Origin of the sequence: Mixta sp. BE291 (assembly GCF_031457955.1) — a bacterium.
Lineage (GTDB): Bacteria > Pseudomonadota > Gammaproteobacteria > Enterobacterales > Enterobacteriaceae > Mixta.
Window position 1 is genome coordinate 311,517 of record NZ_JAVDXN010000004.1, and the last position, 25,748, is coordinate 337,264.

The window sequence follows — 25,748 nt, forward strand, 5'->3', positions numbered from 1 at the left end:
GTTACTCTGCCGGGTAAATTTCCGGCATCAGTGCTTTCGCCAGCCGAACAACGGCTGCGGGCAACGGCTTGATCCTGCTGTCATCATCGCTCTCCTCCCAGGGCACAAATTTCCCACGCTGATAGCAGACGTAGCGAATGAGATCATCGTTAAGCGTGATTTCCAGCCACGGCTGATCATCGCCGTATGTCCAACAATACTTCACCGCCGTTATCTCTCCAGGCAAGGCGTTTTCCGCCAACAGCTGATTGAGACGTTGCGCCAGCACATAACTGTGCAGTTCAAAGAAATAGCCGCGCCGCGTCGATTTACTCAGCAGGTAGATATTCTCTTTTTCCTTATCCAGCAGCCGCTCTTCGCAATAGCCGATTACCTCGGGATAGTTAACAATCAGCTCACGCCAGCCGCCGCAGTCAACTCGCGCAATAAGCTGACGCAGCGTCTCGGCAACGTCGCTCTCATCAATATGCGCCAGCAGCTGCCCGAAAATCGGTTTTTCCACGACCGCCAGCCAGCTTTTGCTGCGATCGCGCCAGCTGTGGTTGGCGGCATGGCAAAAGGTGTAACGATCGCCGCTTATCTGCACCAGATAATCATCCAGCGTCAGCAGCGCTCGCTCCAGCAGGTGTTCCGGATGCTCAACGACAGGCTTAGCAAGAACGCGAAACGTTTTTTCCACCAGCAGGTTGAAGGTTGCGCGATGATGACTGGCCTGTTGCGCACGGTACGCCAGCGACAGCAGGCCTCGGATGCGCCCCTGTAGATAAGGATGGCTTTCCGCCCGCATCATGGCGGCTTCCCAGGCCGCGTCCTGCATAATCAAATCCACTTTGAGCGCCTCTTCCGTCCATTGATCGCTCGATTCCGCATGTCTGCCTAACGCTGCCTGCCAGCACTGCTGTGCCTGCGCCAGCTCACGATAGAGATCGCGCGCGTGCGGTGCCATGGCATGCAGCCCGGTGACGATACGGAGAAATATCTCAATAGAATCAAGGCGCAGGGTGCGCAACAGGTTGTTGGTCACGCGCTGCCAGCGTTGCAGACGCTGTGCGTCATCTGCACTGTTTTCCTGCGTCAGAATAAACAGCGTCAGCGCATAAAATTGCGCCTGCACCAGATAGTCGCTGGTCGTCAGGAATTTGCTTAACAGCGCCTGCGTCGCCGGGGTAGCGTGATCGGAACAGAAGTAATCCAGCACTTTTGCGATTTTGGCTAAATCATCCGGCGCAAAGGCGTCGTGCTGGGCAAATTCCAGCGGAGAAAAGGTGCTTTGCGCATCACGCAGCAGGCTAAACCACGCCTGGTCATCGGCGGTGAGTGCATTGGCTGATTTATCGCCCCGACCGCAAGCCAGCAGAAAAGCCATGCGCATAAAAAATCGCAGGTAGAGCGTATCAAAAGAGAAATCTTTATTGCCCAGATGCCAAAAAAGATCGGTCCACTGCTGATCGAGCCGCTGGCTAAACGTCTGTGCGGCGGGCCACTGGCTGATGCGGCCGGAGAGCCAGGCCTTGAAGTTTTCAAAATCGGTAAGCGCTTTGCCGCGCGCATTCATTTTTATATAGAGATCGTCGGAAAGCCCAAAAGCGTCCAGATTCAGATAGTGAAAAACGATGCGTTTGTTTTCATGGCTGCACAGGCGCGCAAACAGCTCGCCCTCTTTGGCTGAAAAGTGCTGCTGGATGGCGTTCAGCATGGTTAAACAGGACGCCACGGTAGGATCCTGCTGCCATGAGAGATAGAACCAGTGGCTATCAATGAGCTGTTGAGCGAGCGGGATTGCTGCTTCAGCGTTGAGGGCAAAGGCGTAATCCGCCGGGTCGGCGGCGACCAGCGCATCAAAGAACTCGGTGGCGCTGGTGCGTGTTTGGTAGGTAAAGCGTGATTTGCCGTTCAGCGTAAAGCGCTGGCGGAAGGCGTCGCAGGCGCCTTCCTGACCGGCCAAAAACCAGTGCAGAAGAAAAAGCGTCGTCAGGCGCTGCTGGCCGTCAAGCACGGAAAAGGTGCCGTTTTCCAGGCTGCCATAGACAAAATCGAGATCCAGCGGCGGCGCGTCGCTTTCCTGCCGCAGCGCTTGCGCCAGCGTATGCAGAAACTGCTGGCGGATCTCCTGCGCGGAGTCTCGTCCCTGGGCATAATCACGCTGGATCACCGGAATAGTAATCACATCGACCCGGTCAAACATCTGTGCAAAAGTGATCAACGCTTGCTGACTCATGACTGCACCTCGCTAAAAAAGTCAGCGATCGTCTGGATAATCGCCTGTTGATAATTTTCATGATCGTCACGATTCCAGAAGGTCATGTCATGAACGCGCTGGCTGTAATATTTGAGGAACACGTTTCTGGTGGCGATCGGCACAAAGGTAGTGGCTTTATCCGCTGCGATAATGCGCTGACGCTTGATGGGAAAAATAGCGTTTTTATAGCTGCGGTTAGTGGTGGAATCCAGCAGGGTTAAATTGCCGATACTGTTTTCCAGGTCGTCGCGCCGGTGTTTGTTAAACACTTTTTGTACAGCGTTAAACAGGCGGGTAAAGGCGTCGCTGTCGAACGTCTCGTTATCCAGCAGCTTTTGCGCGCGCTGATAAAATTTGTTTTGCATCTCGCTATATGGCGCGTTGTCATCGTTGTTGCCGCTGGCGGGAGAAAAATGATCGCGGATGTTTTTCGCCCAGGCCTTTTGCCCCGGCACGTTTTCCGGCATATGCGAACTGACGGCGCTGATATGCTCGATATCCCAGGCGTCTTGTTTATAGCGCATAAACTGGAAACGTATGCTGGCGTTACGGTTCAGCACAATGGTGGCGATATTAAACAGCAGCAGCAGGGCGCGCAGGCTTTTATCGCCATATTTGCGTCCCCTCACGGCGGCAGCGATATTTTCATGATTCGGCGCCGTGATATCGGGCAGCGCGATAGCCTGGATTTTCTCCCCCAGCTGGGCAAGAAAGCGCGGCTTGCTGCGGCTGCTGCTATGCAAATTAATCAGCGTTGGCAGCGAGACTTTCTGGCTAATCAGGTAGCCGACCAGATGATAATATTTGCGATCCTCAAACCACTCATCCAGCGTCATAAACAGGCGTTTGATACGCAGCCACAGGGCGGTTATCGCCTGCGCATGCTGCGCGGCATTTTCCAGATAGTGCGAGAACGTCAGGAAAATATAGTGGGGATCGTGTACGGAAACCGATGATGGCAGCGACTCGGCGATAACCCGCAGCAGCAGTTCAATACGGTTGTCCTGCCGCTCATCATTGCTGATGAAATACCAAAAGTCGGGCTGTTGCAGACGTCTTTCGATAGCATCCCACTCATGCGCCAGCCTCAGCTGCTGAAAGGGCGCATTTTCGCCAGCGGCGGTGAAGTTACCGGCGTGCAGAAAAAGCGCTTTAACCAATTCGGCACTGGTTAACGGGATTTTACCGCGGTTGAGGCGGGCGAATACGGTGGTAGCTTCCGCTTCCTCATGCAGCTGATACCAGATGACTTTAACGTTTCTGCCCGCCTGCTCGCTGTTAAGCAGCGTGGTCAGCATCGCGGATGCCATCTCTGGCCGGGCGTCAAACCAGGTTTTTACCGTCTGCCAGGCCTGTGAAATATGGAAAAAATCGATGTTCTCTTGCGCTCTGTCCGGGTCGATATGCTGCAGAAAGGCTTCGCTGTCGGGACGGGTGGCAAAGCGCAGGCGGTAACACGACTGTGCCAGCGGCGCATGATGCTGTTTTAAATAGCGCAGGATTATATAAAGGGTGGTCAGCCTTTGCTGGCCGTCGACCAGCTCCCACTCATCTTGCTTTTGTTTAACCACCACCGGTTGCAGACAGTAAAAACACGTTCGATCGTTTTTCTGCGCGCTTTGCTGGAATTCGGCGATATCTTCTAGCAGATCCCTGACCTGGCGTGCGGTCCAGCGGTAGCCGCGCTGGTAAGAAGGGATAAAAAATTTTTCGCCGAGGAGTTCACTAACGGGCTTAAGGATAAGTTGGTGATGTGACATTTTTTTCCTTTCTGAACAGAAAGTTTGGCGCTGCGTAATCGATGAGCGCTGACCCTTGCATGCTGCCGGGTGCAATATGGCGTTAAGGCGAGAAGGTTGCGCCTGAGTAAACGACTTATCGGCAGAAAGGAAAAAAACTAAAGTTAACCCGTTGACCACACCGCTTTTTTTGCAAAAAAAAAGGCCGGATACCCGGCCTTTAAGCGATTTAACGGTTACTCGCCGTGCTTCAGGTTCTTGCGTACGTCCTTAACCTGATCGCTGGTCACCGCCGAGGCATGGTTGTTCCAGCCCTGACGGATAAAGGTTGCCAGCTTCGCCACTTCCTCATCGCTCAGACGGGCAGCAAAGCCCGGCATCGCCAGCGTTGAGGGCGCTTTGGCCGTGGAGGGCTGCTGCGCACCGGCAAGAATGGTGTGAATTAATCCCACCGGGCTTTCGGCGTTAACAATCGAGGCCTGATCCAGCTCCGGGAAGACGCCCGGCGCGCCTTTGCCATTAACGAAGTGGCAGGCGTTGCAGTTATCGATATAGAGGCGCTCGCCTTCCGTCAGATTCTTCGCCGCAGTCAGCTTCGCCGCGGTTTTTTCCACCGCCTGCGGATCGGCGGCATGCAGGCCAGGGTTGCCGCCAAGGAACTTCAGATAAGCGGCAATCGCTTTCAGATCGGCATCGCTCATGTGCGAAGAACTGTGCTCTACCACCGAGGTCATCTCACCGCCTACTGCCGCTTTATCATTACGCCCGGTTTGCAGATAATCGACGATCTCCTGCTCGCTCCAGTGCGGCATGCCGCGTAACGTAGGCACCGACCAGCCATTCAGCTCGCCGCCCGCCAGGAAGGCATCTTCGCTGCTGTCGAGCGATTTTTCATTCATGGTGATGCGACGCGGCGTATGGCAACTGCCGCAGTGGCCCAGACTCTCGACGATGTAGGCGCCACGGTTGATCTCTGCGGAAGCGCCGCCGATCGGCTGGAACGGCTTATCAGAGGTAAAGGCCCAGTTCCAGAAACGCATGCCCCAACGCTGGTTAAACGGAAAGCTCAGTTTCGTTTCCGGCGCAGCGTCGGCAACCGGCTTCACGCCCTGCATAAAGTAGACGTAAAGCGCATGCATATCATCATCGCTGATTTTGGCATAGTCGGGATAAGGCATCGCCGGGTAAAGGCGTGAGCCATCCGGCAAAATCCCTTTGCGCACCGCATCAGAAAACTGCTGTTCGCTGTAGTTGCCAATGCCGTACTTTTTATCCGGCGTGATATTGGTGGAATAGATAGTACCCAGATTCGACTCAATCGCCAGGCCACCGGCGTAAGCCGGTTTACCCGGCAGCGAGTGACAGGCCATACAGTCACCAAGGCGGGAAAGATATTCGCCCTGCTTAATCAGCTGGGCGGAATCGTCAGCCTGCACGCCCGCAGAAAAGCCCGCCGCCAGCGCCAGCAGGTTGCCAAAAATGAAATTTTTCAGAGTAAACAGCTTCATGCGTTTATACCTGTACCAGTGGGCCGGGGTTTTTCAGATACTGCTCTTTGATCGCCTGTGCCGCCATCAGGGTGATCGCGCCGATAGTATCGGTGGGGTTCGCCTGGAAGTTTTGCGGGAAGGCATTGCCGCCCGGTACGAACACGTTATGCACGTCCCAACTTTGCAGGTAGCGGTTAAGCGCCGAGGTTTTCGGGTTATCGCCCATTATCGCGCCGCCCACGTTGTGGGTAGAAACATATTTGGTCAGATCAAATTGCGCATCCATCGGCAGGAAGCTCATGCTCATGCTGTCCGGATTAAGCTCTTTAGCAATATTGCCCACGATGCCTTTCAGGTATTGCTGCAATTTCAGCTCATTCTGTTTCCAGTTGAACGTCATGCGCAGCAGCGGCTGGCCATGCTCATTGGTGTAGTTCGGATCGAGGTCCAGATAGATGTCACGGTAAGACATGCAGGTGGTGGTGATGCTGATCTTCATGGAGTGGCCATACCACTCTTCCAGACCCTCTTTCCAGCCCATGCCCCACGACGGCGTGCCTTTTGGCAATGCGGTGCCGATCGGCGTTCCGGTCGCCTGTGAGCTGTGGATCTTCGCGCCGCCGATAAAGCCCAGCCCTGGACCATCGAAATTGCCCGGTGAGATATCGTTAAACATCTGGCCGGTAGGGCCGGAAGTCGCAAACGGATTGAAGTTTTTATCTTTGAAGAACAGCGTGGCGCCGCCGTTGCTCAGGAACGCGTAGTTACGTCCAACCACGCCCTCTTCGGTAATCGGGTTATACGGCTTGCCGATGCCGGAGAGCAGCATCAGATGCACGTTGTAAAGCTGGAAGCTGCTTAACACCACGATTTTCGCTGGCTGGAAGCATTCGTTGCCCTGCTCATCAATGTAGATAACGCCTTTCGCCGTTTTCTTATCGTCGTGCAGCACCACTTTTAACACGTTGGCATTCACTTCATAGGAGAAGTTATCCATACGCTTCAGCGCATCCATCACCGCGGTTTGCGGAGATGCTTTCGAGTAGTTCAGGCAAGGGTATTTACTGCAATAGCCGCAGTAGTTACAAGGGGCGATCTGGTTGCCGTACGGGTTGGTCCAGGCGCGTGAAACCGCCGCAGACGGGTTCGGGAACGGATGATATCCCAGCTTTTTCGCCGCTTCAGCGAACATCACGTTGTTCAGCGTATCTTCTAAGGCTGGCAGCGGATAAGGCTGAGAACGCGGGCCTTCAAACGGGTCGCCGCCCTCAAGAATTTTGCCGCGCAGGTTGCCGGTGTTGCCGGACTGGCCGCAAATACGCTCAAATTTGTCGTAATAAGGCTCAATTTCATCCCAGGTGAACGGGAAGTCCATGACGCGCATCTCTTCCTGCAAGATGCCTGGCTTATACGCTTCGTCAGCGTAAGTTTTGAGCTTTAAATCGGTTGGCGTCGGGCGAATCAGCACGCCGGTCCAGTGCAGACCTGAACCACCTACGCCGCCGCCTGGAACAAAAGCGCCCCATTTACGGGTGGGCAGCGCGGTCTGATCCATGTTGTAGCGTACGGTAACCGCCGATTCCGCAGGCGTGGTCATCACCTTGTTACGTACCGCGTAAGCGTATTCATCCGCCGGTTTCGGATAGGCGAACTCGGGGTAATCACGTTCCGGCCCTTTTTCCAGCGCCCGTACCGTTAATCCCGCCATTGCCAGCTCAATACTCATTAAAGAGCCAGCCCAACCCAGGCCGACCACAACGACGTCGACTTCTTTCTTATTTAGCTGTGCCATTATTAACCCTGTAAATCATGCAAAAACAAATCAGTTACGCCGATCAGGCGCGTTCACCTTTGATACTCACCGGCCCTAACGGATAAGGCACGTTGTGCTGCTTAACCCATTCCAGGAAGCTGGCGCGTGCGCCAGGAAAGCCGATGGCGATCCAGGCTTTCATGCCTTTGTTGCCGCCATACATCGGATCGGAAAGGTAGCCATGTTTGGTATCGGAAATCAGCTGGCTGAAAAAGTGTGAAGGCTTCATGTTCTCTTCGCCCAGGCTGGCGAAGTCGATGCCATCTTTTTGCAGATGGGTCAGCACGTCATCTTTTTGCTGCTGTGTTAGCTGATGGAAAGGCTTCTGATAAGTGTTTTTGCACCATTTATCGATCAGGGGGATCGCAATCTTATAGAGTTGCTGCGGACGGTAAGGAATTTGATAGCCCATGGTGGCGGGCGCATGGGCGTTAAACGGCCCCTGCATATAGATTTCTTCGCCCATATCGCCATGAAGCTGCTGGTCGATAAACACCGGAACGTTGGTTTCTAACGCGCCGGGGGCTTTGCCTTCGCCGCCAGCTGGAATCAGGCTGTCGGTGGCGGCCAAAATAAACTGCCACTCATCAGCCTTGAAAAAGATGGGTTTGTAGGCGTCTAATTCGGGGGCGGCCATTTCAGCGGCCTGTGCTGCGGTAAGTCCTTTGAAGATCATGTCACTTAAGGGTAAAGCGACGAGCGCGCCGAGTAGAAACTTACGGCGGGATGTTTCTTTATTGAACAACATAGCCCTGAATATCTCACGTAAAGTTAAAAAAATGGTTCTGTTTTTTATCTTTGTTTAGTTTATGTTTATTTATTAACTAGATATAGACATAACTAAGTTGCCTAATATTAACATGTGCAACAAAATAATTAACAGTGAAACTTATATTTCCGTTGATGATCGGTCGGATATTCCAATAATTATTGGTGCTAAAAGCAAAAAAGGCCAAATACCTTAAGGTATCTGGCCTTTAATACGCTGTTTTTACAGCGTTATTTATTGATGGCGCTTAGCGCATGGTGACGAACTCTTCCGATGCCGTCGGGTGAATCGCAACGGTGTTATCGAAGTCTTTTTTGGTCGCGCCCATTTTCAGCGCTACCGCGAAGCCCTGTAACATCTCATCCATGCCGAAGCCGATGCCGTGAATGCCAACGATTTTTTCTTCCGGTCCGACGCAAACCAGCTTCATGCGGCACGGCTGACGATGCTGCGTAACAGCGGTATACATGGCGGTAAAGGAGGATTTATACACTTTTACCGCGTCATCGCCATACTGCTCGCGCGCCTGCGGTTCGCTCAGGCCCACGGTGCCAATCGGCGGGTGGCTGAATACCACGGTCGGAATATTGCTGTAATCCAGATGCTCGTCGGGCTTGTTGTTAAACAGGCGCTCGGAAAGACGACGACCCGCCGCCACCGCGACCGGCGTCAACTCCACCGCGCCAGTGTTATCGCCCACGGCGTAGAGGCCGGAAACGCTGGTGTTCTGGAATTTATCAACCGTGATATAGCCTTTTTCATTCAGCGCCACGCCGGTTGCCGCCAGGTTCAGGTTATCGGTCGCCGGTTCGCGGCCGATGGCCCAGATCAGGCAATCAACGGTTTGCTCTTTGCCGTTTTCCAGCTGTAGCGTCAGGCTGCCGTCGCTGTTTTTCACCACTGCTTTCGGCACCGACTGCGTATGCAGCGTCGGGCCTTCGGCGTTCATCACTTCGACCAGCGTTTCGCTCAGCAGCGGATCGAACTGGCGCAGCGGCGCATCTTTACGCACAAACAGGTGGGTTTCAGAACCCAGCGCATTCAGCACGCCCGCAATCTCAACCGCAATATAACCTGCGCCAACCACGGCGGTGCGCTTCGGCATATCGTCCAGCTCAAAGAAGCCGTCGGAGTTGATGCCATATTCCGCGCCTGGGATGGTCGGCTGTACCGGACGTCCGCCGGTAGCGATCAGAATATGATCGGCGGTGATTTTCTCGCCGTTAACCTCAACGGTATGCGCGTCGACGAAACGAGCGAAACCTTTAATCACATCAACGTTGTTTTTGCCCAGCACCGTTTCGTATGAGGTATGGATACGATCGATATAAGCCGTGCGGTTTTTTACCACCGTCTGCCAGCTGAAGTTATTTACGGTGGTATCGAAACCGTAATCGGGGCCGTAGTTATGAATCGCTTCAGCAATTTGAGCCGCATGCCACATCACTTTTTTCGGCACGCAGCCGACGTTCACGCACGTGCCGCCCAGCTCTTTCGCTTCGATTAGGGCGCACTTCTGCCCGTACATCGCCGCACGGTTAATGGATGCGATACCGCCGCTACCGCCGCCAATAGCGAGATAATCATAATGTCGGGTCATTGAGCGAACTCCAAAAGTAAGAAAAGAAAACTGGCGTAAGTGTACCGTTACTCAGCGTTTTCCCGCAAAGTTTGCGCCTATGATTGTAACAGGAGCTGTCTTTTTAACCTTTTACGCAAACAACCTGACGCAGCGTATGCACGATTTCCACCAGCGAAGACTGCGCTGCCATCACCGCATCGATATCTTTATAGGCCATGAGGATTTCATCAATCACGTCGCTATCTTTACGGCACTCGACATGGGCGGTGGCGCGCTGCTGGTCGGCAACGGTAAAACGTTTTTTGGCGGCGGCGCGGCTCATGGTGCGTCCCGCGCCGTGACTGCATGAGCAGAAGCTTTCTTCGTTGCCCAGTCCGCGCACGATAAAGCTTTTGGCACCCATCGAGCCAGGAATGATCCCCATCTCGCCGCGCTGAGCCGATACCGCGCCTTTACGGGTGACCAACACCTGTTCGCCAAAATGTTTCTCGCGCTGTACATAGTTATGGTGGCAGTTAACGGCTTCGGCCGTGGCGCTGAACGGCTTAACGATCTCTTTTGAGAGCGCCGCCAGCACCTGCTGCATCATCACTTCACGGTTATGACGCGCATAATCCTGCGCCCAGCCGACCGCCTCAATATAATCGTTAAAATGCGGGCTGCCCTCGGCAAACCAGGCTAAATCACGATCCGGCAGGTTGGCGATATGGCGGCGCATATCCTGCTGCGCCAGTTGAATAAACAGCGTGCCGATCGCGTTGCCTACGCCGCGTGAGCCGCTATGCAACATCACCCAGACCCGATCCGCTTCGTCCAGGCACAGCTCAATGAAATGGTTGCCGGTGCCGAGCGTGCCGAGATGGGCATAGTTATTGGTTTTCAGCAGGGACGGATATTTATTGGTAATACGTTTAAAACCGGACTGCAGGCTGGCCCAGTGCTGATCCACAATATCCGGGGCGCGCTGCCACGCACCTTTATCATTGCCGGAGCGGTTGCTGGTGCGCCCGTGCGGCACCGCACGTTCAATCGCGTTGCGGATGCCGTACAGATTATCCGGCAGGTCGCCTGCGGCTAGCGAGGTGCGTACCGCAATCATGCCGCAGCCAATATCGACGCCGACCGCCGCCGGAATAATCGCGCCGCGCGTGGGGATAACGCTGCCGATAGTCGATCCTTTACCTAAATGAACATCGGGCATCACCGCCAGATGTTTAAAAATAAACGGCATTTTCGCCGTATTGAGTAATTGATCGCGCGCTTCCGGCTCAACCGGGACGCCATTGGTCCACATTTTCACCGGCGCGCTGTTGGGCGCAGATAAGGTTTGGTATTGCGATTTCATGATCGGTTTCCTTCTGGGCGGCGTTGGCGACGGCGATCCGGGAGGGCTTCCGGGCCTGCCAACGGCGGCGGGAAGCGCGTGCGCTTAATCTGGAGTATGAATGACCGTGCGTTGTCCGCAAGATCAAATGCAGGTACGCTTTGATGACGACGCCAGACAAGGAATCGTTGCCAGCCGATCGGCTGCGTCAACACCGTGCCCGTTTCGGGCTGTGCTGGGAAGCCCTTTAACATCAACAAGGTTCATCCTATGCAACTGACTTTTCTTGGCACCAGCGCCGGAACGCCAAGCCTGCACCGCAACGTTAGCGCTGTTGCGCTGACGCTATCGCGTCGGGGCGAATACTGGCTGTTTGACTGCGGCGAAGCGACGCAGCATCAGTTTATGCGTAGCGCGCTCAAGCCCGGCAAGCTGGATAAAATTTTTATTACGCATCTGCACGGCGACCATATTTTCGGCCTGCCCGGATTACTGACCAGCCGCTCCATGGGCGGTATCAGCGAGCCACTGACGATCTACGGGCCGACAGGGCTGAAAACCTTTATTGAGACCACCCTCAGCCTGAGCGGATCCTTTGTCACTTATCCGCTGGAGGTGATTGAGATCGAAGCGGGCGAACTGTTTGATGATGGCAAATTCAAAGTTACTGCGTATCCGCTGAATCATGTTCTGCCCTGTTTTGGCTATCGTATTGAGGAGCATGACAAACCCGGCTTTCTCGACGCGCAGCGGCTTAAGGCGGATAACGTACCGCGCGGCCCCTGGTTTCAGCAGCTCAAGCAGGGCGCAAGCGTGACGCTGGAAGATGGACGCGTGATTAACGGACGCGATTACCTCGGCCCCGCGACGCCGGGCAGAAAGCTGGCGATTTTTGGCGATACCGCGCCGGTGGCGACTGCGCTGGCGCTGGCGGCAGATGTGGATGTCATGGTGCATGAAGCGACGCTGGAGGCGGCGATGGAGGAGAAAGCCAACGGGCGCGGCCACTCAACCACCGTGCAGGCGGCCACCGTCGCCAGAGACGCGCGCGCGAAGCGTTTTATCGCCACGCATTTTAGCTCACGCTATCGCTTTGAGGATATGCCGCGGCTGCTGGCGGAGTGTCAGACAATATTTCCCGCCACCGAAATGGCGCGCGATTTCGCGGTATTTACGCTGTAGTCACAGGGCATCCGGCCTGTAAGCCCGATGCCCGATTGCGCGTAAACCAGTAAAACAGCGGCTGGCTTATTCCGGCACGATCCAGTTAACGCTGGTGTGGCCGGTGCCAGCCGGAACCAGCACGCGGTGCAGCCAGGGCAGCAGGTCACGCATCTGCTGTTCCAGCTTCCACGGCGGGTTGATCACGATCATGCCGGATCCGGTCATGCCGAAACGATCGCTGTCCGGGCGTACCGCCAGCTCAATCTGCAAAATGCGGCGGATGCCGGTTGCTTCCAGATCGTGGATCATGCGCTTGATCTGCTGACGCAGCACAACCGGATACCAGAGCGCGAACACGCCGGTGCCGAAACGGCGATAGCCTTCTTCAATCCCTTTTACCACCGCCTGATAGTCACTTTTCATTTCATAAGGCGGATCGATCAGAATCAAGCCGCGACGCGACGGCGGCGGCAGCTTCGCTTTAAGCTGCTGATAGCCATCGGCGCGTGCCAGACGGGCGCGGCTGTCTTTTTGAAACTCGCTGCGCAGCAAAGGGAAATCGCTGGAATGCAGCTCCGTCAGCTCCAGCTTGTCGTCTTCACGCAGCAGGTGGCGGGCAATCAGCGGCGAGCCTGGGTAATAGCGCAGGTTCGGCCCGCGGTTAAGCGCTTTTACGCAGCTGATATAGGGCGCCAGCGCTTCCGGCAGATCGTCCTGCTGCCAGATGCGGGCAATGCCTTCCAGATATTCACCGGTACGCTCTGCATGTTCGCCGCTCAGTAAATAACGGCCTGCGCCAGCGTGCGTATCAAGATAAAGAAACGGTTTTTCTTTTTCTTTAAGCGCGGAGATGATCAGGCTTTGTACGGTGTGCTTCAGCACATCCGCATGGTTGCCAGCGTGAAAACTGTGACGGTAACTAAGCATATAAACAATGTATCCGGTGATGCCTGATGAAATGAGGCCGGAGCATGAACGCTCCGGCGGAAACTGTGGCTAGTATAGCTGGACGCCGCTAAAAATACTCGGCTCCGTGCGGTTAGCGTTGCAGCACGGGATAAGTGAACAACAGCAGGTGGGTCAGGTTAAAGGCGAAATGCACCAGCGTCGCGACCCACAGCCGGCCGCTCCATTGCCAGGCCAGGCCGTAAACCATGCCCGCCAGCGCCGCGAAGAAAATCAGCAGCGGCCCGCCAGCCGCGTGCGCCAGGCCAAAAACCAGCGCGGCAATCAGCAGAGCGGGCCAGCGCCCCAGCCACTGGCTCAGGCGCTGTTGCAGCCAGGCGCGGAACAGCGCCTCTTCCGCCAGCGATACAAAGAACAGGTTCGCCAGCATAAATTCGCCCAGCCATGCGGGCGCGTGCGGCTCAATGCGTAACCCGCCCGCCAACGTCGCCAGCAGCAGCAACGCCGGGATCGCGGCAATCAGCGTAGGCCAGGCGAAACGCCAGCGCGGCGCGGCGGCAGGCGCCTGCACCAGCGTCGGCAAACAGGCCAGCAGAACAAAGGGCACCAGCGCTTTATCCAGGTTGTAGTAAAATGTAAAAGGCGCGCTAAGCGGGCCCGCCTGCTGTTTTATCGCGACGGGCGTATTATGAAAGCCGGGAATAAGGTGCAGCATCAACGCCACCGCGCCCGCAACCAGCACGGCCTCCAGCACCGGCATCAGACGCCGATGATACGCATAGTTTTTGCGGAGCCACGCCGTCAGCGCCAGGCCCAACAGCAGCAGCAGGCCGGGCCATTGCAGCGTCTGTTGCCAGAGCGCCAGCGCCAGCGTAAGCAGCAGCAGCGGTTTGACGGCGGGCCGAAAAAACAGCAACGCCAGCAGCGCCGCCGCCAGTAAATACCACATGATTTTCTCTTCCTTAAGCAGCAGAAATCGACAGGGCAGAGACTATAACAAACCGATCGGGTCAGATCTGTACCACCAAAGCATCAGCCGCCCCATTGATTTTCCGACGGCTTAACCGCATGTTAGTCATATTGCGCCCGTGCGCGCCCACATCAAACTTAAAGGACTGCGCGATGACCAATCCATTATTGACGCCATTCTCTCTTCCGCCTTTCTCTGCCATTCAGCCGGAACATGTGGTGCCCGCCGTTGAGCAGGCGCTGGCGGCATGCCGTGAAACGGTAGAAAAAGTCGTGGCTCAGGGAGCGCCCTACAGCTGGGAAAACCTGTGCCAGCCGCTAGCAGAAGTGGACGATCGTCTGGGCCGTATTTTCTCGCCGGTCAGCCATCTTAACTCAGTAAAAAACAGCCCGGAGCTGCGTCAGGCATACGAACAGACGCTGCCGCTGCTTTCTGAATACAGCACCTGGGTAGGGCAGCATGAAGGGCTGTATCAGGCGTATCGCAACCTGAAAGAGGGCGATAACTACGCACAGCTGAGCCTGGAGCGGAAAAAAGCGGTGGATAATGCGCTGCGCGATTTTGAACTGTCGGGCATCGGCCTGCCGAAAGAGAAACAGCAGCGTTACGGTGAAATCGCCGCGCGTCTGTCAGAGCTGGGCTCGACCTACAGCAACAACGTGCTGGACGCGACCATGGGCTGGAGCAAATTAATCACCGACGAAAGCGCGCTGGCCGGTATGCCGGAAAGCGCGCTGGCGGCGGCTAAAGCGCAGGCGGAAGCCAAAGGTCAGTCAGGCTGGCTGCTGACGCTGGATATTCCCAGCTATCTGCCGGTGATGACCTACTGCGACAATCAGGCGCTGCGTGAAGAGATGTATCGCGCTTACGCGACGCGCGCCTCCGATCAGGGGCCGCACGCCGGACAGTGGGACAACGGCCCGATTATGGCGGAAGAGCTGGCGTTGCGTCACGAGCTGGCGCAGCTGCTGGGCTTTGATTCTTACGCACATAAATCGCTGGCAACCAAAATGGCGCAGAACCCGGCGCAGGTGATCGATTTCCTGAACGATCTGGCGCAGCGCGCGCGGCCGCAGGCGCAGAAAGAGCTGGAGCAGCTGCGCGCCTTTGCCAAACAGCAGCACGGTATTGATGAGCTGCAGCCGTGGGATATCACCTATTACGGCGAGAAGCAGAAGCAGCACCTGTACGCCATCAGCGATGAGCAGCTGCGTCCTTACTTCCCGGAAGAACGCGCGGTTAACGGCCTGTTTGAGGTAGTAAAACGCATCTATGGCATCAGCGCCAAAGAGCGTAAAGATGTCGATGTCTGGCATCAGGACGTGCGCTTCTTCGATCTGTTTGATGAAAGCGGCGAGCTGCGCGGCAGTTTCTATCTTGATCTCTATGCGCGTGAAAACAAACGCGGCGGCGCCTGGATGGATGACTGCGTTGGCATGATGCGCAAAGCGGACGGCAGCCTGCAAAAGCCGGTTGCCTATCTGACCTGTAACTTTAACCGTCCGGTCAACGGCAAACCGGCGCTGTTTACCCATGATGAAGTGACCACGCTGTTCCATGAGTTCGGTCACGGCCTGCATCATATGCTGACGCGTGTGGATGTCCCGGGCGTTTCCGGTATCAGCGGGGTGCCGTGGGATGCGGTCGAGCTGCCGAGCCAGTTTATGGAAAACTGGTGCTGGGAGCCGGAAGCGCTGGCGTTTATTTCCGGTCATTACGAGACCGGCGAGCCGCTGCCGCAGGAACTGTTAGACAAAATGCTGGCGGCGAAAAACTACCAGGCGGCGTTGTTTATTCTGCGTCAGCTGGAGTTCGGCCTGTTCGATTTCCGTCTGCATACTGAATTCGATCCGGCGAAGGGCGCGCAGATTCTGGAAACGCTGGCCGAAGTGAAAAAACGCGTAGCAGTGGTGCCAAGCCCGGCCTGGGGCCGTTTCCCGCACGCCTTCAGCCATATTTTCGCTGGCGGCTATGCTGCGGGCTACTACAGCTATCTGTGGGCGGATGTGCTGGCGGCGGATGCATATTCTCGCTTTGAAGAGGAAGGCATTTTTAACCGCGAAACCGGGCAGTCGTTCCTGGATAACATCCTGACGCGTGGCGGTTCCGAAGAGCCGATGGAGCTGTTCAAACGCTTCCGTGGTCGCGAGCCTCAGCTGGATGCGATGCTGGAACATTACGGTATTCAGGGATAACCTCAGGCGTGAAAATTGCTTTAATTGATGAATCAGGCACCGGAGACGGTGCCTTATCTGTTTTAGCCGCCCGCTGGGGGCTGGAGCAGGATGAGCAGTCGCCGATGGCGCTGGTGATGACGCCGGAGCATCTGGAGCTGCGCAAGCGCGATGAGCCAAAGCTGGGCGGCATCTGGGTTGATTTTGTCGGCGGCGCGATGGCGCATCGACGTCGCTTCGGCGGCGGACGCGGCGAGGCGGTCGCTAAAGCGGTCGGCATCAAAGGGGATTACCTGCCTGATGTGGTGGATGCCACCGCCGGTTTAGGACGTGATGCCTTTGTGCTGGCGGCGATCGGCTGTCGGGTACGCATGCTGGAGCGGCATCCGGTGGTCGCGGCGCTGCTGGACGATGGATTGCAGCGGGGTTATCAGGATGCGGAAATCGGCGGCTGGCTACGGGAACGCCTGACGTTACTGCACGTCTCCAGCCTGACGGCGCTGGAAGCGATCACGCCTGCGCCGGATGTGGTTTATCTCGATCCCATGTATCCCCATCGACAAAAAAGCGCGCTGGTGAAGAAAGAGATGCGCGTATTCCAGTCGCTGGTTGGCGCGGATAACGACGCCGACGGCCTGCTTCTGCCTGCGCGCCTGCTGGCGAAAAAAAGAATTGTGGTGAAACGCCCGGACTACGCGCCGCCGCTGGCAGGCGTGGCAACCCAATCGGCCGTTACCACCAAAAGCCATCGCTTTGATATCTATCCGCCGTTAAACGCTAATGACGCAGACAAACGATAAGCTTGTGTTGCTGCATGAAGAAAGGGCATTGCCGTTTTAATCTAACAGGCAGGCACTTAACACAAAGGGAATTACCGTTTTAATCTAACAGGCAGCCACTTAACGCAAAGGTCATTGCCGTTTTAATCTAACAGGCAGGCACTTAACACAAAGGTCATTGCCGTTTTAATCTAACAGGCAGACACCTGATACAAGGCGCAGGGAGTGCAGGCCGAAGAGTAAAGCGTCCCGCGCCATGGATGGCGCGGGTCGAGCTGTCAGGGATGACGCTTTTTGCGTCTTTACGATCGGCCTGCACTTCCTGAGCGGGCGCCGATGCCCGCGCACCTTTTAGGCAAACACCGATGCCCGCGCACCTTTCTAAGCAAACACCGATGCCCGCGCACCTTTCTAAGCAAACACCGATGCCCACGCACCCTAAGCAAACACAGATGCCCGCGCATCGCTAACAAGCGCTTACTTACTCCTCGTCCTCATCACGCAGCGGCACAATCAACATATCGATATGCACCGTATTAATCAGCTGACGCGCAGAAGACATCAACTTACTCCAGAAATCCTGATGATGCCCGCAGACCACCAAATCAACATCATACTTCTTAATCGCCTCAACCAGCACCTGCGCCAAATCGCCGCTGCCGCTCAGCGTCTCGCTCACCGTATAACCCGCCCCTTGCGACAACTCAGTCAGCGCGTGATGCGTCTCCTCAGAAATACGCTTCTGCATATCGCCGAGATTCACATCAATCAAACCGGTATAAAGATCTGAATAATTCACATCTACATGAATCAGCGAAATTTTGGCATCGTAAGGCCGGGCCAGCGAAACCGCTTTCTCGACCAGCAGCTTACTTTCCGGTGAAAGATCAACGGCAATCAAAATATGTTTATAAGCCATGACGGAACTCCTTCCATGTGTCACATAGCGTCAGTATAGCGCCAGTTGTTAACAAATGTGCTTTCAGTACGCCCGCTTTGCGAGCCGGATCAAGGAGTGTTTTACCCCCTTTTCCACCGTAATGAAAATCGGAGCTGGAAAAATTTTAAACTCATCTCCTACACTAAATCTTAACGGTCCTGCTTCCACAGAATGCCGTACTCTTCTGTTCAGACATAATACAGACCGGTTCCATAAGGTTAGCGAGTCAGGGTGGGGCGTATTTTACGTATCCCCGCTGAATACGCTTCGGCCGCTGTAGGCCGGGAGGGGAAACATGATTAGCACCGTCGCGCTTTTCTGGGCTTTATGTGTAGTTTGTTTGGTCAACATGGCACGCTATTTTTCATCATTGCGCGCATTATTGGTGGTGCTGCGCGGGTGCGATCCGTTGCTGTATCAATATGTCGACGGCGCAGGCTTCTTTACCGCGCATGGACAGCCGAGCAAGCAGGTCAGGCTGGTGCGTTATATCTGGAAACGGTATTACCTCGATCATCATGACGAAGAGTTCATTCGCCGCTGTGAACGGGTACGTGGGCAATTTGTCTTGACCAGTTCGCTCTGCGCGCTGGTGGTCATCAGCCTGGTGGGATTAGCGCTTTGGCATTAAACGCCAGAAAAGAAGCGGGCCGGATTAACCGGCCCGCAGAGACATCAGATAAGCTTTAACGCAATCCAGTAGAGACTGCCCGACAGCAGAATCGAAATGGGCAGCGTAAATACCCACGCCAGCGCGATACTTTTAATCGTACGGCTCTGAACGCCGCCGCCATCCACCAGCATGGTGCCGGCCACGGATGACGACAGAATATGCGTGGTAGAGACCGGCATCCCGGTATAGCTGGCGACGCCAATCGACACGGCCGCCGTGACCTGCGCCGACATACCCTGCGCATAAGTCATGCCTTTCTTACCGATTTTCTCGCCGATAGTAGTGGCAACGCGACGCCAGCCAACCATGGTACCCAGCGACAACGCCAGCGCTACCGCAACGATAATCCATATCGGCGCATACTCTACGGTATTCAGCAAATCGCCTTTCAGCTTGCCGAGGAAGCGTTGATCTTCTGCCTTAACATCCGGCATCTTGGCCGCTTTTTCCGCGGTATCGGAAATACAGAGCAGCAGACGGCGCAGATGGCCGCGCTGTTCCACGCTAAGCGCATCGTAGCTGGAGAGGTTATTCAACAGCTGCTGAGCACGATTAATCGCAATCAGCGCCCGTGAACTGTCGCAGTGAAACTCCTTCGGCCCGTTCGGTACTTCTTCCGGCGTCGGCAGCGCAGGCGGCGTCAATTCGACAACGTGCTGCAGCGTCTCACCATGCTGGCTGTAATACTGTTCCAGATGGTTTACCGCGTCGCGGGTGCGCGTAATGTCATAGCCGGAGGCATTCATGTTAATCACGAAACCTGCGGGCGCTACGCCAATCAGCACCAGCATAATCAGGCCAATGCCTTTCTGACCGTCATTCGCGCCGTGAGAATAGCTCACGCCGATGGCGGAAATAATCAGTGCGATACGCGTCCAGAACGGCGGCTTTTTCTTACCGTCTTCCTTTTCACGATCGGCAGGCGTCATATGAATGCGACGGCGCTTTTTGGTTTTGCTCCAGTAGCGACGCAGCAGGAAGATCAAACCACCCGCGATCACCAGGCCAATAATTGGCGAGAGGATCAGCGAAGCGAAGATATTGATCATTTTCGGGATATTGAGCGCATCTACCACGGAACTGCCGGTAACCAAAGCATTGGTCAGGCCGATACCGATGATAGCGCCAATAAGCGTATGAGAGCTGGACGCAGGTAAACCAAAATACCAGGTTCCCAGGTTCCAGATAATAGCGGCAAGCAGCATGGAGAAGACCATAGCTAACCCGTGCGCCGAACCGACATTTAACAACAGATCGGTAGGAAGTAGATGTACAATGGCATAAGCGACGCTCAAGCCACCTAACAGCACACCAAAAAAGTTAAACACCCCAGCCATTACTACAGCCAGTTGCGCACGCATCGCACGCGTATAGATTACCGTTGCCACTGCGTTAGCCGTATCATGGAAACCGTTGATGGCTTCGTAGAACAGGACAAACAGCAGAGCAAGTACTAATAACAAGCCGGTATTAAAATCGAGACCAGCAAACAGATGTAGCATAAGCGTTACGCCATTTTCGGGGACATGAACGCGGCGCATTATCAGCGACAAACCGCGCCTGGGGAAAGAAAAATATAGACTTTTTTTGCCATAAAAGTGTAAAACGCGCGTCATCTGGTACGAAAATTACTACCAAATCCGCTAGTTACATTATGTTACTTTCGGTTCAGTTTGGTTACGCTGGCCTGGGCAAGTGCAACCTATTACAATCGCGGTTTTTGCCCCGTCGGCAGGAGTGAGCAGTGGAAAAGTATGACGTTATCATTATTGGCGCAGGCGCGGCCGGGCTGTTTTGCGCGGCGCAGGCAGGGCAGCGCGGCCTGCGCGTGCTGCTGCTGGATAACGGCAAAAAACCGGGCCGTAAAATACTGATGTCCGGCGGCGGCCGCTGCAACTTCACCAACCTGTATACCGAACCGGCAGCCTATCTTTCGCATAACCCCCATTTTTGTAAATCGGCGCTGGCGCGCTATACGCAATGGGACTTTATCGCGTTGGTAAACCAGTACGGCATCGCCTGGCACGAAAAAACGCTGGGCCAGCTCTTCTGCGATGAGTCGGCGCAGCAGATGGTGGATTTGCTGGTGGCGGAGTGCGAGAAAGGGCAGGTAACGCTGCGACTGCGTAGCGAAGTGCTGTCGGTAAATCGCGACGACCAGGGCTATGCTGTGCAGTTGAATGGCGCGGAAGCGCGGGCGGATAAACTGGTTATCGCCAGCGGCGGGCTGTCGATGCCGGGGCTGGGCGCTTCACCCTTCGGCTATCGGCTGGCGGAACAGTTTGGCCTGCGCGTTTTCCCTACGCGCGCCGCGCTGGTGCCCTTTACATTGCATAAACCGCTGCTGGAGCAGCTGCAGACGCTGTCGGGCGTTTCGCTGCCGACCACCATTGAGGCGGCGAACGGCAAGCGTTTTAAAGAAGCGATGCTGTTTACCCACCGCGGCCTCTCCGGGCCGTCGGTGCTGCAAATATCCAGCTACTGGCAGCCGGGCGAATTCGTGACGATCGACCTCTCGCCGGAGCGCGATTTATCTGCCTTTATTAATGAAGAGCGCCAGGCGCACCCGAATCAAAGCCTGAAAAATACGCTGGCGAAGCCGTTGCCGAAGCGGCTGGTGGATGTATTGCAGGCGCTGGGCACGGTACCGGAAGTGACCTTAAAGCAGCTCAATGCGAAGCAGCAACGCGAACTCACCGAAACCCTACACTGCTGGCGCGTTCAGCCCAACGGCACTGAAGGGTATCGCACGGCGGAAGTGACGCTGGGCGGCGTCGATACCACGCAGCTCTCTTCAAAAACCATGGAAGCGCGTGAGGTACCCGGTTTGTATTTTATCGGTGAAGTGGTGGATGTTACCGGCTGGCTGGGTGGTTATAACTTCCAGTGGGCGTGGAGTTCCGCCTGGGCGTGTGCGCAGGCGCTGTAAAAAAAGCAGGCCCCGTTATGGCGCGCTTTGGCGGGGCCTGAAATGAACTACCCAATTAAACTACTTCTTTAGATGATAACCAGACCTGTTCTGCTGGTAAGGATGCCTACGTCGGCATCGCTTCGGCTGTTGCCTCAGGCGCCCGCACAGAGCAGAACGGGGATGTTTCCATTCATAAAAATATAGCCGCCGTTGCCATCGTAATAGATATTATATTGCGTCAGCTGATTCTTATTGACGTAAAAACTTTCAAGCAGCCAGGCTAAAGAATCATTGCCAACTTCATCAAATGCCGCGCGAATAATGGCGGTGGAAGTGAGTAAATAGTTACTTTTTGTTGTGGTGAAATCGAATAAAACGCGCCTGCTCAAAATTTTGTGCTGACCTGAAGCATTAATAAACTCGCCGTTCATGGTAACGAAGCCCGACGGCTCATCAAAAAAGAAATGCATAAACATATTGGCGCGAATGCCATTATTTTGTACATGGTACTGTGCCATACAGGAAAAGCGGCGATGGGCATTGTTAATAGTGAAATAGATGGCTGCTGCGATAATCACTGTTAAGGTCGCGGCAATGAATTTGAATTTATTTTTCATAGCGTGTCTCCCAACGACCAGGAAGCACAATGTTTGCTGCCTTCAATCAGCGGCACCTGGCACGAAAAGAGTGAGATGTTTTTAATGATTTTATCGTAACTGATATAAATATGGGGGTAGCTATTACAATCAATGTATTGGTTAACCTGACTGTATACCTGCTCTTTTAAAGGGTCATTATTATGATTCACATAGAACTGGCAGGAATCGGTTACGGCGAACTTCTCATAACCTCGCATTAATTTTTTAAATTCGTCATCTGCAGGATTAAAAATAAAAGCGAGGCTAAAAAACAGCCCAAAAAAGGAAAGTGGAAGCAACGTTCTTAGCAGTTTAACTTTGGTTTGCGGCGCTAAGGCGCCGGGGACAGGGGGAAAACCAGGAACAATCTCGTCAGCGCTCAGCAGCCGGGTGAAAATACTGTGATCGAACCTAAAGCCTTTACGGGGCACGGTAATGATCCATCTGTCCGCGCCGGTTTGGATATTCTTTAGCGCCCGGCGGATCAGCGAAATATTTTGATAAAGCGTATTGGGTGAAACATTATGGCTGTTTTCTCCCCAGGCATAATCATAAAGATTATTTTGCGAAACTAGTTCGTCACTTATAATTAATAATTCAAGGCATTTGGCTGCCGGTTGGGTTAATGTCGTATCTTCCTTTTCCTGAGCAAGACAAACAAGTCGATGACTCTTTGGATAAAAATAAATTGATTTGTCAATAAGATAAACTGGACCCATAGCCACATCCTGTTTGCTAAGTCATGTTATATGCCCCTGAAAGTAAAACATTACCATGTTTTTATAAGCGTGTGCATACGCTTTTATGCAATATATGAACTAATTGAATCGTTCATAAAGCTTCGGAAATTTCGCTATTTCCTGTAAAGGTATTAAAGCTGACTTTATTCAGGGAAAAGAGAGCAGAAACGGTCTCATATCGGTAACGTGATAAACTAACGTTTTTTTTAGCGCCAAAGAAAGTGGCAGCAAAAAGATAACCCTCCGCAGGCTATTCTGCAAATAGCACTGAGAAAAGCGTGTTATTTTGTAGATGGCTTTTCAGGTGGGTCGGCGGCCTTTAATATCATCTGGATTATCACAAAGAACAGTCTGGTAAAGCTTTGTGGATATTTAACGATAAATATCATCACGTTGTGCCTTTCTTAAGCCTTGCGCTTAACTTCTTAAGTATAAAAAAAGCTTATTTAAAGGGTTTGATATTGTCTGAATTAATGATAACAGTAAGATTGTTTTCGTTAACGCCACGGCAGGGCGGTTTTTCTGATACACCAAATTGATTTGACATAAGGTATTATCTGCAGAGAATCAACCATGGCCTGCTTTACAGGAAATAAAGAGGGTTCTGGGTACGCGATCAGGTAATTATTCTAAAAGGGATGTGGAAATTTTATGAAAGTCATTGTCTGTTCTGATAGCTTTTTCTTTGCCAAAGGGATGACCGCGTTGCTGAATAATGCGGGTCATGAAACCTGGAATTTTTTTTATGATCCTGAAAAAGTATTTTCTGAACAAGAGGATGAAGAGCTGATTGTTATCATTGATACTAATGAGCGCAGGCCGCTGCGTAATCTGTTCGCCTCTTTGGATAAGAAACCGTTAAGAGTATTTTTTATCACGGACGATCTTTCCGCGCACCAGGGGATTTCCCATCCTTTTCAGGGCGTTATACCGCGTAAAATCAGCGCGGCCGGGCTGTTAAATCATCTGGTTGAAACCACTACCGGCGTCAGGCCGCTGGAGTTTTTACTCACTATTCAACAGCGCAAAGTTCTGCAGTATCTGATACGCGGCGTAACGCCTGGCATGATTGCCCGGGTAATGAATATCTCCGTTAAAACCGTATCGGCGCATAAACGTAAAGTTATGATGAATTTTGGGCTGAAGAAAATGAATGCGCGCTCGTTAAACTGCATGTCTGATTTTATCTATAAATCACTGTTAGTGTCGGAACAGATTAATCGGCAAAAACAGCCGCAGTTTAGCCGTCGACCGCTTTATTAACCGTTACGTTTTCTTAATATTGTTACCGCCTGCTGAGAAAGGTAGGGGTACTGAATTTCCTTAGTGCTTTTGAGTAACGCAACGTGTTTGAAAAAACATGCATGTTACTAACCAAGCGATGCTGCGCCTCTTTTTTGCATCGCTTTTTTTTTTGCCCCCAGCCTCAGCGCGGCCGGTGAGAGGTTTCACCCAACGCCATCACATTGCTCATGCTCAAAAATCTTACGTTTTTGTCTGCTGCGACTTGCGGAATCCCGGCGAGATACTAAATTTTAATTAATAGATTCCCTGGTGTTGGCGCAGATGCGCTCCCCGCTTGATGCGGGTTTTTTTTATATTTCCTGCAACAAGAGATGGTCATCTCATTTTTTTCTTAACATGGAGAAAGGCAATGAAAGCATTGACTTATCATGGCCCGCATCGTGTCAAAGTCGATAACGTTCCTGACCCTGGCCTGGAAGCGGCGGATGATATTATTCTGCGTGTGACCGCGACGGCTATTTGTGGCTCCGACCTGCATCTCTACCGCGGCAAGATCCCCGGCACCTCCCATGGCGATATTTTTGGTCATGAATTTATGGGTGAAGTGGTTGAAGCTGGTCCGGACGTTACGGCAGTACAGAAGGGCGACCGGGTAGTCATTCCTTTCGTCATTGCCTGCGGCGACTGCTTCTTCTGTCGTTTGCAGGAGTTCGCCGCCTGTGAAACCACTAATCCCGGCCGTGGCGCTATCCTGAATAAAAAGCAGATCACCTCGCCCGCTGCGCTGTTTGGCTTCAGCGCACTCTATGGCGGCGTTCCGGGCGGCCAGGCGGAATATGTGCGCGTACCGAAAGCGAATACCGGCCCCTTTAAGGTGCCGCAGGTGCTGGCCGACGATCAGGTGCTGTTTCTGTCTGATATTCTGCCGACCGCCTGGCAGGCAGCGAAAAATGCTCAGGTAACGAAAGGCAGCAGCCTGGCTATTTTCGGTGCTGGCCCGGTGGGCCTGTTGACCGCCGCTTGCGCGCGCTATCTGGGTGCGGAAAAGATCTTTATGGTGGATCATCATCCCTATCGGCTGGCATTTGCTCGGGATCGCTATGATGTGATTCCCATCAACTTTGATGAGAATGACGATCCGGCCGCGTTTATTATCGAAAACACCACCAACCATCGCGGTGTTGATGCGGTGATCGATGCGGTAGGTTTTGAAGCGAAAGGCAGCCTGACCGAAACGGTAATGACCAACCTGAAGCTTGAAGGCAGTAGCGGCAAAGCGTTACGCCAATGTATCGCCGCGGTAAGACGTGGGGGAATCGTTAGCGTGCCGGGTGTTTATGCTGGCTTTATTCATGGCTTCCTGTTTGGCGATGCGTTTGATAAAGGGCTGACGTTCAGAATGGGCCAGACCCACGTTCAGGCTTACCTGCCAGAGCTGCTGAATTTAATCGAGCAGGGCTTTATTAAGCCGGAAGAGATTATTACGCACCACATGCCGCTGGAGCGGGCGGAGGAAGCGTATAAGATCTTCGAAAAACGCGAAGAGGAGTGCCGTAAGGTGATCCTGGTGCCGGGCCTGACCGAGACGCTGCGTCACGTTTAATCGTTTTACCTGCTTTACCTACGGGTTTCAGTCGCAAGGCTGAAACCCG

General features: G+C 53.9%; 20 protein-coding genes. 7 read left to right on the forward strand and 13 right to left on the reverse strand.

Annotated features, from left to right (window positions below):
* Nucleotide 1 precedes the first annotated feature (1 nt).
* The 7 genes from J2X14_RS11530 to J2X14_RS11560 all read right to left on the reverse strand — a co-directional run bounded on the left by J2X14_RS11530 (nt 2) and on the right by J2X14_RS11560 (nt 10,977).
* Nucleotides 2-2,218 (reverse strand): DUF262 domain-containing protein, encoded by a 2,217-nt coding sequence (locus J2X14_RS11530; protein WP_352411356.1) that lies wholly within the window; start codon nt 2,216-2,218, stop codon nt 2-4.
* Nucleotides 2,215-3,999: a DUF262 domain-containing protein gene (locus J2X14_RS11535; RefSeq protein ID WP_352411357.1), complete on the reverse strand. Its 1,785-nt coding sequence runs from the start codon at nt 3,997-3,999 to the stop codon at nt 2,215-2,217. Before J2X14_RS11535 ends, J2X14_RS11530 begins: the two co-directional genes overlap by 4 nt.
* Before the next feature lie 215 nt (nt 4,000-4,214).
* Nucleotides 4,215-5,486 carry a c-type cytochrome gene (locus J2X14_RS11540; RefSeq protein ID WP_352411358.1) on the reverse strand — a complete coding sequence of 424 codons (1,272 nt, stop codon included), beginning with the start codon at nt 5,484-5,486 and terminating at the stop codon, nt 4,215-4,217.
* 4 nt (nt 5,487-5,490) lie between these two features.
* Complete coding sequence (locus J2X14_RS11545; RefSeq protein ID WP_352411359.1) at nt 5,491-7,260, reverse strand: GMC family oxidoreductase; 1,770 nt, start codon at nt 7,258-7,260, stop codon at nt 5,491-5,493.
* 43 nt (nt 7,261-7,303) lie between these two features.
* A complete protein-coding gene (locus J2X14_RS11550) occupies nt 7,304-8,029 on the reverse strand; it encodes a gluconate 2-dehydrogenase subunit 3 family protein (RefSeq protein WP_352411360.1) in 726 nt (241 codons plus the stop codon).
* 268 nt (nt 8,030-8,297) lie between these two features.
* Nucleotides 8,298-9,650: a glutathione-disulfide reductase gene (gorA, locus tag J2X14_RS11555; protein WP_352411361.1), complete on the reverse strand. Its 1,353-nt coding sequence runs from the start codon at nt 9,648-9,650 to the stop codon at nt 8,298-8,300.
* A gap of 103 nt (nt 9,651-9,753) precedes the next feature.
* Nucleotides 9,754-10,977 (reverse strand): RtcB family protein, encoded by a 1,224-nt coding sequence (locus J2X14_RS11560; protein ID WP_352411362.1) that lies wholly within the window; start codon nt 10,975-10,977, stop codon nt 9,754-9,756.
* Nucleotides 10,978-11,226: 249 nt separating this feature from the next.
* Here J2X14_RS11560 and rnz point away from each other — a divergent pair, with 249 nt between their 5' ends.
* Entirely contained in the window at nt 11,227-12,138 is a 912-nt protein-coding gene (gene rnz / locus J2X14_RS11565; protein ID WP_352411363.1) for a ribonuclease Z, read from the forward strand.
* 66 nt (nt 12,139-12,204) lie between these two features.
* Here rnz and J2X14_RS11570 read toward each other — a convergent pair whose 3' ends face one another.
* A complete protein-coding gene (locus J2X14_RS11570) occupies nt 12,205-13,047 on the reverse strand; it encodes a 23S rRNA (adenine(2030)-N(6))-methyltransferase RlmJ (protein WP_352411364.1) in 843 nt (280 codons plus the stop codon).
* Nucleotides 13,048-13,159: 112 nt separating this feature from the next.
* Nucleotides 13,160-13,975, reverse strand: coding sequence for a CPBP family intramembrane glutamic endopeptidase (locus J2X14_RS11575; protein WP_352411365.1), 816 nt, complete (start codon nt 13,973-13,975; stop codon nt 13,160-13,162).
* A gap of 173 nt (nt 13,976-14,148) precedes the next feature.
* Between J2X14_RS11575 and prlC the strand changes: the two genes are divergently transcribed.
* Nucleotides 14,149-16,191: an oligopeptidase A gene (gene prlC, locus J2X14_RS11580; protein WP_352411366.1), complete on the forward strand. Its 2,043-nt coding sequence runs from the start codon at nt 14,149-14,151 to the stop codon at nt 16,189-16,191.
* 8 nt (nt 16,192-16,199) lie between these two features.
* Nucleotides 16,200-16,970, forward strand: coding sequence for a 16S rRNA (guanine(1516)-N(2))-methyltransferase RsmJ (gene rsmJ / locus J2X14_RS11585; RefSeq protein WP_352411367.1), 771 nt, complete (start codon nt 16,200-16,202; stop codon nt 16,968-16,970).
* 460 nt (nt 16,971-17,430) lie between these two features.
* Here rsmJ and uspA read toward each other — a convergent pair whose 3' ends face one another.
* Entirely contained in the window at nt 17,431-17,868 is a 438-nt protein-coding gene (gene uspA / locus J2X14_RS11590) for a universal stress protein UspA (RefSeq protein WP_352411368.1), read from the reverse strand.
* 316 nt (nt 17,869-18,184) lie between these two features.
* Between uspA and uspB the strand changes: the two genes are divergently transcribed.
* Complete coding sequence (gene uspB / locus J2X14_RS11595; protein ID WP_352411369.1) at nt 18,185-18,520, forward strand: universal stress protein UspB; 336 nt, start codon at nt 18,185-18,187, stop codon at nt 18,518-18,520.
* A gap of 44 nt (nt 18,521-18,564) precedes the next feature.
* On the opposite strand, the gene pitA is transcribed toward uspB, so the two are convergent.
* The gene (gene pitA / locus J2X14_RS11600) at nt 18,565-20,064 is read right to left on the reverse strand and encodes an inorganic phosphate transporter PitA (protein ID WP_352411370.1); all 1,500 of its coding nucleotides are present in this window, start codon (nt 20,062-20,064) and stop codon (nt 18,565-18,567) included.
* 242 nt (nt 20,065-20,306) lie between these two features.
* Between pitA and J2X14_RS11605 the strand changes: the two genes are divergently transcribed.
* Entirely contained in the window at nt 20,307-21,491 is a 1,185-nt protein-coding gene (locus J2X14_RS11605; RefSeq protein ID WP_352411371.1) for a BaiN/RdsA family NAD(P)/FAD-dependent oxidoreductase, read from the forward strand.
* Between the two features lie 134 nt (nt 21,492-21,625).
* Here the strand turns inward: J2X14_RS11605 and J2X14_RS11610 are convergent, their stop codons facing one another.
* Nucleotides 21,626-22,090 (reverse strand): YqeJ family protein, encoded by a 465-nt coding sequence (locus tag J2X14_RS11610; RefSeq protein ID WP_352411372.1) that lies wholly within the window; start codon nt 22,088-22,090, stop codon nt 21,626-21,628.
* Nucleotides 22,087-22,830, reverse strand: a complete 744-nt coding sequence (locus J2X14_RS11615) for a winged helix-turn-helix domain-containing protein (protein ID WP_352411373.1) — start codon at nt 22,828-22,830, stop codon at nt 22,087-22,089. The genes J2X14_RS11610 and J2X14_RS11615 overlap by 4 nt, the downstream gene beginning before the upstream one ends.
* A gap of 672 nt (nt 22,831-23,502) precedes the next feature.
* Here J2X14_RS11615 and J2X14_RS11620 point away from each other — a divergent pair.
* Together J2X14_RS11620 and J2X14_RS11625 are read left to right on the forward strand one after the other, a co-directional pair.
* A complete protein-coding gene (locus J2X14_RS11620; protein WP_352411374.1) occupies nt 23,503-24,114 on the forward strand; it encodes a helix-turn-helix transcriptional regulator in 612 nt (203 codons plus the stop codon).
* 391 nt (nt 24,115-24,505) lie between these two features.
* Nucleotides 24,506-25,699 (forward strand): zinc-dependent alcohol dehydrogenase, encoded by a 1,194-nt coding sequence (locus J2X14_RS11625; protein WP_352411375.1) that lies wholly within the window; start codon nt 24,506-24,508, stop codon nt 25,697-25,699.
* Nucleotides 25,700-25,748 lie beyond the last annotated feature (49 nt).

Excerpts from the sequence above, each read along its gene's own strand:
- J2X14_RS11530 (WP_352411356.1), bottom strand. The coding sequence starts at position 2,218 with ATGAGTCAGCAAGCGTTGATCACTTTTGCACAGATGTTTGACCGGGTC.
- J2X14_RS11535 (WP_352411357.1), bottom strand. The coding sequence starts at position 3,999 with ATGTCACATCACCAACTTATCCTTAAGCCCGTTAGTGAACTCCTCGGC.
- J2X14_RS11540 (WP_352411358.1), bottom strand. The coding sequence starts at position 5,486 with ATGAAGCTGTTTACTCTGAAAAATTTCATTTTTGGCAACCTGCTGGCG.
- J2X14_RS11545 (WP_352411359.1), bottom strand. The coding sequence starts at position 7,260 with ATGGCACAGCTAAATAAGAAAGAAGTCGACGTCGTTGTGGTCGGCCTG.
- J2X14_RS11550 (WP_352411360.1), bottom strand. The coding sequence starts at position 8,029 with ATGTTGTTCAATAAAGAAACATCCCGCCGTAAGTTTCTACTCGGCGCG.
- gorA (WP_352411361.1), bottom strand. The coding sequence starts at position 9,650 with ATGACCCGACATTATGATTATCTCGCTATTGGCGGCGGTAGCGGCGGT.
- J2X14_RS11560 (WP_352411362.1), bottom strand. The coding sequence starts at position 10,977 with ATGAAATCGCAATACCAAACCTTATCTGCGCCCAACAGCGCGCCGGTG.
- rnz (WP_352411363.1), top strand. The coding sequence starts at position 11,227 with ATGCAACTGACTTTTCTTGGCACCAGCGCCGGAACGCCAAGCCTGCAC.
- J2X14_RS11570 (WP_352411364.1), bottom strand. The coding sequence starts at position 13,047 with ATGCTTAGTTACCGTCACAGTTTTCACGCTGGCAACCATGCGGATGTG.
- J2X14_RS11575 (WP_352411365.1), bottom strand. The coding sequence starts at position 13,975 with ATGTGGTATTTACTGGCGGCGGCGCTGCTGGCGTTGCTGTTTTTTCGG.
- prlC (WP_352411366.1), top strand. The coding sequence starts at position 14,149 with ATGACCAATCCATTATTGACGCCATTCTCTCTTCCGCCTTTCTCTGCC.
- uspA (WP_352411368.1), bottom strand. The coding sequence starts at position 17,868 with ATGGCTTATAAACATATTTTGATTGCCGTTGATCTTTCACCGGAAAGT.
- uspB (WP_352411369.1), top strand. The coding sequence starts at position 18,185 with ATGATTAGCACCGTCGCGCTTTTCTGGGCTTTATGTGTAGTTTGTTTG.
- pitA (WP_352411370.1), bottom strand. The coding sequence starts at position 20,064 with ATGCTACATCTGTTTGCTGGTCTCGATTTTAATACCGGCTTGTTATTA.
- J2X14_RS11610 (WP_352411372.1), bottom strand. The coding sequence starts at position 22,090 with ATGAAAAATAAATTCAAATTCATTGCCGCGACCTTAACAGTGATTATC.
- J2X14_RS11615 (WP_352411373.1), bottom strand. The coding sequence starts at position 22,830 with ATGGGTCCAGTTTATCTTATTGACAAATCAATTTATTTTTATCCAAAG.
- J2X14_RS11620 (WP_352411374.1), top strand. The coding sequence starts at position 23,503 with ATGAAAGTCATTGTCTGTTCTGATAGCTTTTTCTTTGCCAAAGGGATG.
- J2X14_RS11625 (WP_352411375.1), top strand. The coding sequence starts at position 24,506 with ATGAAAGCATTGACTTATCATGGCCCGCATCGTGTCAAAGTCGATAAC.